Annotated in this window: 11 protein-coding genes and 2 pseudogenes; 6 read left to right on the forward strand and 7 right to left on the reverse strand. The window is 69.8% G+C overall.

Annotated features, from left to right (window positions below; genetic code table 11):
* Position 1 precedes the first annotated feature (1 nt).
* The 3 genes from AB0H12_RS35395 (at position 2) to AB0H12_RS35405 (ending at position 1,512) form a co-directional block, all read left to right on the forward strand.
* A complete protein-coding gene (locus AB0H12_RS35395; protein WP_499628762.1) occupies positions 2-637 on the forward strand; it encodes an NUDIX hydrolase in 636 nt (211 codons plus the stop codon).
* 64 nt (positions 638-701) lie between these two features.
* Positions 702-1,163, forward strand: a complete 462-nt coding sequence (locus AB0H12_RS35400; protein ID WP_499628763.1) for a helix-turn-helix domain-containing protein — start codon at positions 702-704, stop codon at positions 1,161-1,163.
* A complete protein-coding gene (locus tag AB0H12_RS35405) occupies positions 1,135-1,512 on the forward strand; it encodes a hypothetical protein (RefSeq protein WP_499628764.1) in 378 nt (125 codons plus the stop codon). The genes AB0H12_RS35400 and AB0H12_RS35405 overlap by 29 nt, the downstream gene beginning before the upstream one ends.
* 790 nt (positions 1,513-2,302) lie before the next feature.
* Here the strand turns inward: AB0H12_RS35405 and AB0H12_RS35410 are convergent.
* Entirely contained in the window at positions 2,303-2,521 is a 219-nt protein-coding gene (locus tag AB0H12_RS35410) for a hypothetical protein (protein WP_499628765.1), read from the reverse strand.
* A 204-nt stretch (positions 2,522-2,725) separates the two neighbouring features.
* Here AB0H12_RS35410 and AB0H12_RS35415 point away from each other — a divergent pair, with 204 nt between their 5' ends.
* Complete coding sequence (locus tag AB0H12_RS35415) at positions 2,726-3,697, forward strand: heme-binding protein (protein WP_499628766.1); 972 nt, start codon at positions 2,726-2,728, stop codon at positions 3,695-3,697.
* An 87-nt stretch (positions 3,698-3,784) separates the two neighbouring features.
* On the opposite strand, the gene AB0H12_RS35420 is transcribed toward AB0H12_RS35415, so the two are convergent.
* The 4 genes from AB0H12_RS35420 to AB0H12_RS35435 are packed head-to-tail and all read right to left on the reverse strand — an operon-like array spanning position 3,785 to position 7,329.
* On the reverse strand, positions 3,785-5,062 hold the full coding sequence (locus AB0H12_RS35420) for a ferritin-like domain-containing protein (protein ID WP_499628767.1): 1,278 nt from the start codon (positions 5,060-5,062) through the stop codon (positions 3,785-3,787).
* On the reverse strand, positions 5,062-5,865 hold the full coding sequence (locus tag AB0H12_RS35425; protein WP_499628768.1) for an HvfC/BufC family peptide modification chaperone: 804 nt from the start codon (positions 5,863-5,865) through the stop codon (positions 5,062-5,064). Before AB0H12_RS35425 ends, AB0H12_RS35420 begins: the two co-directional genes overlap by 1 nt.
* A complete protein-coding gene (gene bufB / locus AB0H12_RS35430) occupies positions 5,855-6,691 on the reverse strand; it encodes an MNIO family bufferin maturase (protein WP_499628769.1) in 837 nt (278 codons plus the stop codon). The genes AB0H12_RS35425 and bufB overlap by 11 nt, the downstream gene beginning before the upstream one ends.
* Entirely contained in the window at positions 6,691-7,329 is a 639-nt protein-coding gene (locus tag AB0H12_RS35435; protein WP_499628770.1) for a hypothetical protein, read from the reverse strand. The genes bufB and AB0H12_RS35435 overlap by 1 nt, the downstream gene beginning before the upstream one ends.
* A gap of 355 nt (positions 7,330-7,684) precedes the next feature.
* On the opposite strand from AB0H12_RS35435, the gene AB0H12_RS35440 reads away from it, so the two are divergent.
* Entirely contained in the window at positions 7,685-8,128 is a 444-nt protein-coding gene (locus AB0H12_RS35440) for a PRC-barrel domain containing protein (RefSeq protein ID WP_499628771.1), read from the forward strand.
* Positions 8,129-8,186: 58 nt separating this feature from the next.
* Here AB0H12_RS35440 and AB0H12_RS35445 read toward each other — a convergent pair whose 3' ends face one another.
* Positions 8,187-8,747 (reverse strand): hypothetical protein, encoded by a 561-nt coding sequence (locus tag AB0H12_RS35445; protein ID WP_499628772.1) that lies wholly within the window; start codon positions 8,745-8,747, stop codon positions 8,187-8,189.
* A 215-nt stretch (positions 8,748-8,962) separates the two neighbouring features.
* Positions 8,963-9,030, reverse strand: a pseudogene (locus tag AB0H12_RS35450) (transposase); the annotation flags it as partial.
* Between the two features lie 175 nt (positions 9,031-9,205).
* On the opposite strand from AB0H12_RS35450, the pseudogene AB0H12_RS35455 reads away from it, so the two are divergent.
* Positions 9,206-9,918 (forward strand): annotated as a pseudogene (locus AB0H12_RS35455) (helix-turn-helix domain-containing protein); the annotation flags it as partial.
* Between the last annotated feature and the right edge of the window lie 164 nt (positions 9,919-10,082).

Genomic DNA, 10,082 nt, shown 5'->3' on the forward strand with positions numbered 1-10,082 from the left:
CATGATCGAGTCGACCCTGGTGTCGGTGGACGTGCTGGCGCTGCGCTTCGACCCGTCCGCGCGCGCCGTGCTCCTCGGCATCGCGCCCCGCGCCCTCGAACCGTTCGCGGGCGTCCTCGCCCTGCCCGGCGTCCTGCTGGGCAAGGGCGAACGGCTGCGTGACGCGGCACGGCGCGCGGTCACCGGCAAGCTCGGCGTGCCCGGCAACGCGATCTCCGCCTCCGGCCAGCTGACCACGTTCGACGAACCGTCCCGCGACCCGCGCGGCCCCACCCTGTCCATCGCCCTGTGGGCCACCATCGACCCCGCCGAGCTCACCGGCGACGGCCCGACCTGGACACCGCTCGCCGACGTGCCGCCGCTCGCGTTCGACCACGACCGCATCGTCCGCGACTGCCGCCCCCTCCTCGCCGACCACCTCTGGCGGGACACCGCCTTCACCGCCGGCCTCCTCGGCCGCGAGTTCACCACCGCCCACGCCCTCGACGTCACCGAATCCCTGACCGGCGACCGGCCCTACCCCGCCAACCTCGGCCGCACCATGGAACGCGTACCGGGCCTGCAACGCACCACGCAGCACGCCGCCGCCCTGCCCAAGGGCGGACGACCGCCGTCCGTCTGGCGCTGGACCACCTAGTGTTGCTGGTGGCTCGCCAGCCTGAGGTGTCCGCGCGGCCGTTGGAGCCGGAGCAGGCGCAGCGTTGGTCGAGGTCGCGCGGTCGACCAGGGACCGGGTTCGGTTGCGTCGGGCGGGGATCGTGCCGGCTTCGGCGCAGGGCCGCGGCGTCACCGGGATCGCGCAGTTGTTCGCCGCGTCGCCGGGGTATGTGCGGGAGGTGATCCACGCGTTCAACGACACCGGGTTCGCGGCGCTGGACCCAAGATGGAGCGGCGGTCGGCCCCGCAAGTTCACGCCGTCCGCCCGAGGCCTGATCTGCCAGACCGCGCGCAGCGATCCGTCGCCCCTGGGTCAGCCGTTCACCACGTGGAGCCTGGCCGAGTTGGTGGCCTACCTGGCCGAGCACCGCCGGCTGCTGATCTCGACCGAGACGGTGGCGCCGGGTGCTGCGCGAGGCTGGTGTCAGCCGGCGGGCCACCAAGACCTGGAAGCGGAGTCGGGATCCGGACTTTGCCGTGAAGATGGCCCGCGTCCTGGCTCTTGACGACAGTCCAACGGCCGACGGGCGGGTGCTCTGCGTGGATGAGTTCGGCCCGCTGAACCTGCGACCGCGACCCGGTCGGGGCTGGTTCCGTCGCGGGCATCCCACCCGGCAGCGGGCGACCTACACCCGCACCGCCGGAGTCCGTCAGAGGTTCGCCGCGCTCGACCTGGCCACCGGACAGCTGTTCTACCGCTTCCATGATCGGAAACGGTGGCGGGAGTTTCTCGGCTTCTGCGAACAACTCCGCCACCGCTCCCCGACCGGGCGGCTCTACCTGATCTCGATCGAGTGCGAGTTCCACCATCCGCAGACCCGATCACCTACCCAACGTTGCGTGATGCGGCACTAGCCGTGGCGACCGGCAGGCTGCCAGACCACACGTTGGAGCCAAAGGACGCCTGGCCACCGCTGCACGAAACGTGGGCGGATGTTGTCCAGGCCATGACCGGACTCGCCCAGCCAGTCCCCGGCACTGCCGAATCTGGCTCTATGCGATCAAGGGCCGGCGCAAGCGCCGGCCAGCGGCGCGTGTCCTCTCCACGGTCCGGGCCGCGCCGCACCCGGGCTTTGAGAAGGCGGTCGAGTCGGTCAGCCTCAGCCAGTCGATGTGTACGCGCGTGCTATCGATAGCACGCCCAGCCTTGCGCGTGGTTCTGCTCGAGTACTGCATACGCCCCTCCGCCGTACTGCAAACTACAGGCGTGGTTGAGATCCATGTCTCGCACGCGGTAGGTCGCCCAGCCAAAGGGCGGGCCCACCCACATCGAGTCCACGCACCGCCATCCCCTCGCGTGGTTCTCAACCAAGTAGGCGATGCTGGCGTCCCCCGGATTGACTGTTCTCTGGCAGTAGGCGCCCAGGTCGATGCCGCCGAGGCGGGTGGCCGCCGAGGCCGGCGGAGCCATGACGGCCAATCCTGACGTGACCATGACCGTGACGGCCGCTGCGCTCAACCAATTCCGCACACCCATGTCAGCCCCTCCTGTCGCCTCAACGTCCCGCCCCTTCGCGGACCGAGAGCAAAGTCTGCCCTCGCCAGGCACGAACTGGATGAAGAACATCGGATTTGTCCTACAACTGTCCACAGCGTGTCCCCGGACGCCACGACGCACCCACCGGTGACCGTGTCGAACAAGCCGTCACAGCGAGTGATCGACAGCCGGCCGAGCGGGGCGCTGCGCGTCCGCGTCGACGCCGGCACCAACGTGCTGACCGGCAAGCGGAACCGGCTCCTGGAGCACGTTCCGGCCGAACCGGTCCCTGGTCGACCGCGCGACCTCGACCAACCGCTGCGCCTGCTCCGGCTCCAATGGCCGCGCGAACGCCTCAGGCTGACGAGCCACCAGCAACACCTCCACCAGCAGCGGTCAGCCCGACACGATCACCACCCCAAACCTTCGTGACGCGGCACTAGCCACCACGGTCGCACCACGCCCCGCGCCCAACTCCCGATCGTGTGAGGGAAATACCGCGACGGGTGACGTCTCCCGTGCCGCCTTGAACCGCGTGACAGCACCCCACACGATGCCCTCAGGGGGTCGAGGAGAGCACTGGAGCGCCCGATGCCACGCAAGGCACAACTCGCGGAACTGTCGCACTTCCAGCAACTGCTGGTCGGCACGTGGACGAATCAGAACCTGCCCGGCACCAACAAGGGCGACAAGACCACCCCGTACTCCTACAACGTCATGCCCCTGCCACAGCAGTCACCGCAGAACGGGGCGGACCTGGGGTACATCCTCAAGAACTTCACGTACTACGAGACGATCGTGTTCAAGGGCATGGACGACGTCGCCGGCCCGGTCGAGGCGCCGAACCGGGGCGGCGCCTACCAGCAGTCACCGTACGTGCTGTTCTACGACCAGCAGATCCGCTTCGCCGAAGGCCCCGGCATCGACACCACCGTCCACGAGGAGAACGGGGCGTGGCTCCACCTGCAGACCGAGAAGCAGCAGATCGGCCCCTACCCCTACCCGACCGACAACCCGGCCCACGAGCCCGGCGACCCCGAACCACAACCACCGACGCAGACGATCTGCAAGCAGATCTCGGTGCCGCACGGCGTCTCGGTCCTGGCCCTGGGCCACTGCACGGACGGCTTCCTCGCGCCGCTGATCCCCAACGCCAACCCTCCCCTGCCGACGCCCGAAGGCCTCGACACCTCGCCCTACCGGAACACCCTCACCGCCCCGGACAACTACCAGAACCCGCGACCCGACCTGACCGAGCAGATCAACCTCCCCCTCCAGAGCGCGATCCTCGACCTCATGGGAGCCGGCCACCCCGTCACCAACCACCTCCACTGCCAGGTCGACACCGGCAACGGCGGCGCGGTGATGAACATCCCGTTCGAAACGCGGAGGGCGGCCATCACCGGCTACGCCGCGGACTACTGGCTCATGTCACTCGACGGCGGGACCAACTACGACATCCTCGCCTACCACCAGGAGATCGTGCTCGACCTCCTGATCGGCGACAACCACTACACCTTCCCCCACCCGACGTCCAACGTCCTCACCAGGGTGAAGACGTGACACCCCGACCGACGACCCCGCCGAACCGGAGGTGAACCGGCCCAACCACCCGGCCGCGGCGGGAAGCACCGCCGCGGCCGGGCACTGCTAGCGACGGTGCCCGAGGTTCCCGGGCATCTGCTCGCTGATCAGCCACAGCACGCCGTTGTCCCCGCCGAGCGCCGGGTAGTGCGGCACCACCCGCTCGCACAACTCCTTCAAGTGCTCCGTCGACGACCGGTCCTCGGGGAACTCGTAGTACTCGAACGTCGGCGCGGCGTGCGCCCCGCGGTACGGCCCCTCGGTGATCGGCGTGCGGACCAACTCCTTGATCACCCCGAACAGCAGTCCCTGCATCGCCGCGATGAACGTGCGCTCCAGCCCGTACCGCGGACTGGTCGCACCCGGCTTGACGTCCTTGCCCGAGGTGTTGTAGATCTCGTCCAGCATCGCGAGCACATAGGTGTACGCGGCACACGCCAACTGCCCGAGATCACGCACGGGCCCCTCCGGGTACTCGGACACCCGAGGGTTCTCCGGCACCTCGTAGACCTCGCCGATCGGCTCCCAACCGTCCGCGATGCGCTTGAACTTCACGTAGTGCGGGAACTCGAACAAGCCCGCCTTCAGGTCCGGCAGCGGATCGGCCGGGTCGAGCGGCACCTCCTGCTGGTCCGGATCCATGCCCTCGCCCTGCTCCACGATCACGTTGATCGCGGTGAGCGCCGAGTGCAGGTCGTGCACGACGACCGGCGCGCCACCGCCACCCTCGTTCCAGTAGGTGTTGGTGTACTGCAGGTCCAACCGGTTGTGCCCGAACAACGCCTTCTCCTTGGCCGGGTCCGGCCGGGACGACGGCCCCGGACCGACACCGCACAGCCGCCGGAACCCGTCGTGGATCGCCTTGTAGAACTGCCCGATCGTCTGGTACTCGCCCGACTCCGGCGGCGCGCCCTTCTTCTCCGGCAGCTCCAGCGGCATGAACACGTCCCGCACCAGCTCCGTCGTCAACGGCGCGAGCTTCAGCTCGAGCTCCGGCACCCGGTGCAACATCGGCGCGGGGAAGACCGGGACGAACGCCTTGTGGCAGAACCTGATGTGGTCGCCGTACCCGATCGCGACGATCAGGTTGCGCACCAACGACAGGTGCAACATCTCCTCGATCACGATGCTCTTGATCAACCGGAACGCGCCCGGCCCCGCCGACCACTGCGACACGTTCTGCGCCTCGATCGAGTACGCGGCGTACAAGTACAGCGGAATCGTCGACATCTCCAACCGAGCCGCGTCGTAGAGGTGCGAGAACAACGACTCGACGGTGTCGATCGGGCGGTTCGCCCGGGGTTTCGCGTACGCAGCGGGGAACTCGGGGTGGGTGGTCGTCATCAGTGCGGCTTCCTTCCGTTGAATCCGACGATCAGTCGTTCGGCCGTCCAGGCGCGCACGCACGCGTCGACCTCGTCCGGGGCCAACCCGGCGTCCTCGCCCGCCCGACCAAGGGGCGTGCCCGCCCGCAACTCCGCCAACAGCCGGTGGCGCGGCCCGTCCAGCTCCGTCACGGTGACCACGAAATCCCGGCGCGCCAACGCCAACCGCACCTCACCCGGCGCCGGCAGCGGCGGATCCCGCCGAGCGCGCACCGCGACGACGAACGCGTGCACCGGGAAACCCGCGCGCACCAGCCGCAGGCACTCCACAGTGGACACCACGGTCCCCGCCCACCCCGGCGCACCCTGCTCCGGCGCGGCCGGCGGCGGATCGCGGAACTCCGGGCCCACCGCCGCGTGCGCCTCGGTGAACGCCCGCTCGAACCGCACCACGTCGAGCAGCAGGTCGACCCAGGGCTCGCGCTCCCCCGACCCCGCGTCCGGACGGGTCGCGGCCAGGTGGTCGGCGAACCCCGCACCGAGCGCCTCCAACGTGTAGCTGCGCGAAGGACGAGCCGCCAGGTAGTCCCGGGCGAACCCGGTGAACACCTCGGCGCCGAGCAGGTGCCGGACGACCGGGTAGTGCGCGCCCAGGCAGTCGACCAACCTCGCCAGGTACCCCTGCTGGTAGATCGCCAACCGCCGCGCCGCCGACAACCGCGCCGTCCCGACCACGACGTCCGCCACCTCGCCGGCGCCCACCCGGTCCACGATCGCGCCCTGCAACCACGCCTGGAGATCGCGCAACCGCTCAGCACGCACGGACGGTCCGCTCCCGCGCCTTGTCCAGCTCCGCGGCCAGGACCCGGAACGGCGGGATGCGGTCGTCCCACTCCAGCAGCACCGACATCGCCGGCAGCCGACCGGTCGTGAACGCGTACAGGTCCCACACCGGGTCGGCCACCGGCTGGTCGTGCGTGTCGATCAAGTGGGTGCCGCGGTCGGTGTGCCCGGCCACGTGCAAGTGCACGATCCGGTTGGCCGGCAACGCCCGGACGTAGTCGTAGGGGTCGAACTCGTGGTTGACCGCCGACACGTAGACGTTGTTCACGTCCAGCAGCAGCCCGCACCCGGCCTCCTCCGCCAAGCGGGCCAGGAACTCCCACTCCGGCACCGTCGACTCGGTGAAACCCAGGTACGTGCTGGGGTTCTCGAGCACCAGCGGCCGTTCCAACACGTCCTGCGCGACACGCACCCGGCGCACCACGTGACGCAGCGACTCCTCCGTGAGCGGCAAGGGCAGCAGGTCGTGCGTGTTCAACCCCAGCACCCCCGTCCAGCACAGGTGGTCCGACACCCACGCGGCGCCGACGCCGGCGGCGAGCCGCCGCACCCGCCGCAGGTAGTCCAGGTCGAGCGGGTCGGTGCTCCCGATCGACAGCGAGACACCGTGCAGGGCCACCGGGAACCGCTCGGCGACCTGGTCGAGCACGTACCGGGCGTAGCCGCCGTTGTCCAGGACGTTCTCGGTGATGACCTCGAACCAGTCGACCCCGGAGGGCCCCCGGAGCACCTGGTCGGCGTGAGCCGCGCGCAAGCCGACGCCGAACCCCAGGTCCGGCAGGCCGAGCCGGTCGGCCGACGCCATCACACCCGGCCCAGGTAGCGCGGCAGCGCGCCGCGCTCCGCGCCCGACCCTGGCTTGGCGGCCAGTTCGGCGAACTGCTGCTCGCGATCCGACTCGTACTCCGGCACGACGTCGTTCGGGTAGCCGCGACCGGGCGCCGGACCGAACGTGACGCCGGCGTCCCACATCCGGGTCTCGAACCGCGTGCGCGCCAGCTTCCACACGCTGGTGCCCTTGAACGGCCCCGCCGACGCCACCCGGCACTCGTTGACCGGACTCGCGCAGCTGCCGTTGAAGCTGCACGACTGCTCGCCCGGCTTGGTCTGCTCGAACTCGCTGCCCGCGTAACCGCACCCGCCCTGCCCCCGGCACTGGTTGTCGCCGTGGCAGACGTGCAACGCGGTGGCGCAGCTGCCCGTGCCCGGGACCTTCGCCTCACCGGACGCGTCATGTGCCGCACAGGCGTTCAGCCCCATGCACACGTGCAGCTCGAGGATCTTCGCGGGCGCGGTCAGCGACGGACGCGGGCCGCCCGCCTCGTGGCTGCCCTCCCGCAGTTGGCGACCTGCCGCCCCGCCGGTCAGGAACAGCGCCGCCTGCTCCGCCGACAAGCCGCCGTGGACGTGACCGTCACCCTGATCGTCCGTGCCGCCCGTCATCGCAACCACCTTCCAGCGCACAACGTCACCGGGCTCCCCGACGAGAGCCGGCCAGTCCCTCTCTAACACCGGGGACGCGCGCGAACCGGCGGCCGTCACGACGTCCGCCCATTAGGGGAAGAACGTCATCAAGACGAGAGGGGCCCTCATCACGTTCAGTGAGTACAGCCGATCAAGGATCCTTCGGACGTGGCGACGCCATGGCGTCTGTCCGAATGCGACCGCATCGGGCCGCCGCGCGCTCGGTGGCTGATTTTGGTCGACACTGAAGCTATCGTGAGAACAAATCACAAAAGGTCTCGGAAGTCACTCGAACGGGTACTCCCCGGTTGTCCATCCGACCAAGGAGGCCGAGATGCACCCGCTCCCCATCCCCTTCATGCCGTGGGCCTGGCGCAACGTCGGCGAACTGCTCGACGGGCGCGACACCGACTCCCCCGAGGCCGACGAGGCGACCCGGTCCGCCGACCGCCACGACCGCCCGGACATCGGCCTGCTCGGGTACGAGGTCGAGGCGCTCGACGGCGCGATCGGCGAGGTCGACCAGGCCAACGCCCGCGTGCCCGCCGACTGCCTGCTGGTCGACACCGGGACGTGGCTCTCCCACCGGAAGGTCGTGCTTCCGGTCGGCGCGGTGGCGAAGGTCGACCACGACGCGAAGAAGGTCTTCGTGGACCGCACCGCGGACCAGGTGCGGCAGGCCCCGGAGTACGACGAGGACACGTTCGACCCGAACGACTACCGGCAGCGCCTCGGTGACTACTACACCGAGAGCTACCGGACCACACCGCCCGCCTAGCGGGCTCTCCCACCGGGTGACGTCGTGCCCGACGGACCACCGCCGGGCACGACGCGGTCTACCGGTCGTCGCTCGGAACCACTTCGGGCAGTCGGTGACGCTCCAGCGTGGCCTCCCGCGAGCGCAGGACCCGCTCGCGCTGCCGTCGGCCCACCGGGATGACGACGAACAGCAACAGCAACGCCAAGACCAGGAGCAGCAACCCGCTGGGCAGCCCCGTCACACCCGCACGGCCGGCACCGAGCACCATCACGAGCAGTCCGAGCAGTCCGAGCAGTCCGAGCAGCACGAACACCACCCGCATGGACTTCACCGGGAAAGGCGTGGCCAGCACCACGTCGGACTGCTCGATCAAGGGCCGGGCAAGCCGCGAGTCCTCGACCGGCTCACCTCGGCGCAGCGCGCGGGACACCGTGCGGCGCTGACTGCGGTCCAAGCCGTGCAACGCCGTGGAACCCAATGTCCGCCGCATCACCACCGCCATGGTCCCGCCGAACAGCAGGCCCATGGCCACGCCGACCCACGGGTTGTCGTGCAGCAGGCCCTGCGAGACACCCAGCACCCCGCCGGCGAGCAGGCCGCCCAGGACGACCCTGCCGTACGCAACTCGCTGTGCCACCGAATCCTCCCCCGAGATCGCCTACCGTCGACGTACCCGTTCGGATCTTCCACTGAACGTCCCGGAGGAGGACTGCCGGTGAGGTGCCAGGGCCGGTCCTCAAAAGCCAGATGAGCACGGTGGCCAGGTCGAGGATGCCCCGACAGGAGTTGGCGGTCTTGTCGAACCTGGTCGCGATGGCGCGGACCTGCTTGAGTCGGTTGAAGCACAGTGCGCGACCAGCGCCGGAACCGGCTGTAGACCGTCTTCCACGGCCCGTGCGGTCCGGCAGGTCACGCCACGCCCGTCTTCGCCTTGAACAGCACCCTGACCGAGTCAGGAATCACTCGTCCAGGCCCCGTCCAGGTGTTGCGGGTCAGACGTCGGTGACGGCCGGTCAGGGCTGAGACGAGGGACGGGTCTTTCGGCGGCAGGACGGAAGTGCGACCAACACATCCGCCGAGCAGAAAGACCCGTCCGTGCTCCACCGCAACGCCCCGCTGTCCGTCGAAGGCCGCCACGGCTGGTCCAGCGCTGCCGCACCCGCCCCATCGCCCGCGTCGCGGCGGAGATGAGCATCTCCCGGCAGTGCGCCTCGAAATGGGTCAACCGCTATCGCCGCTTCGGCGAAGCCCGCCTGGCCGACCGCCCCAGCGCTCCGCGCCGACAGCCCACCGCCACCCCCGTCGAGGTCGTGGTCCGCATCGAGCGGCCGCGCCGGGGACCGCAAGTGGTCGGCCCGCCGCATCGCCCTGGCACTGGCGGCCGACCGCGTCCGTGCGCACGGTCGGCCGGCACCTGGCCCACCTCGGGCTCAACCGCCGCCGGCTCCTCGACCCGACCGGCCAGAACAACCGCACACCGCGACGGATCGTCGCCCGCTGGCCCGGCCACATTGGTCCACCTGGATGTGAAGAAGGTCGGCGTCATCCCCGACGGCGGCCGGTGGCGCGTCCACGGCCGAGTCAGCGAGCAGGCCAAACAGGTCGAACGCGCCAAGAACACCGGCACCGGGAAGACCAACGGGCAGCGCAGCCACACCTACCCGCACTCCGCGGTCGACGGGTTCTCCCGCCTGGCCTACACCGAAGCCCCGCCCGACGAGAAGGCGGTCACCGCGATCGGCTTCACCCACCGCGCGCGGGCCTTCTTCGCCGCCCACGGCATCGACCACATCCACCGCATCGTCACCGGACCGCCGGAACCGACCACCAGCCACCCCGCTCCACACCGGCGTCACCAACGTCCTGGCCTCATACACCTAGTGTCCTGCGCCTGAAGTTCGTTAATGAATTGTAGAGTTGTCGGGTGGCTCGTAGGGGTCGGCCGGTGGCCGTGGTGACGTTGACAGACGAG

This window comes from Actinosynnema sp. NPDC023794, from assembly GCF_040639675.1.
Classification (GTDB): domain Bacteria; phylum Actinomycetota; class Actinomycetes; order Mycobacteriales; family Pseudonocardiaceae; genus Actinosynnema; species Actinosynnema luteola.

What these genes read in the sequence shown, in the direction of transcription:
- AB0H12_RS35420 (WP_499628767.1), bottom strand. Translation starts at nt 5,062, where the DNA reads ATGACGACCACCCACCCCGAGTTCCCCGCTGCGTACGCGAAACCCCGG.
- AB0H12_RS35440 (WP_499628771.1), top strand. Translation starts at nt 7,685, where the DNA reads ATGCACCCGCTCCCCATCCCCTTCATGCCGTGGGCCTGGCGCAACGTC.
- AB0H12_RS35415 (WP_499628766.1), top strand. Translation starts at nt 2,726, where the DNA reads ATGCCACGCAAGGCACAACTCGCGGAACTGTCGCACTTCCAGCAACTG.
- AB0H12_RS35435 (WP_499628770.1), bottom strand. Translation starts at nt 7,329, where the DNA reads ATGACGGGCGGCACGGACGATCAGGGTGACGGTCACGTCCACGGCGGC.
- AB0H12_RS35395 (WP_499628762.1), top strand. Translation starts at nt 2, where the DNA reads ATGATCGAGTCGACCCTGGTGTCGGTGGACGTGCTGGCGCTGCGCTTC.
- bufB (WP_499628769.1), bottom strand. Translation starts at nt 6,691, where the DNA reads ATGGCGTCGGCCGACCGGCTCGGCCTGCCGGACCTGGGGTTCGGCGTC.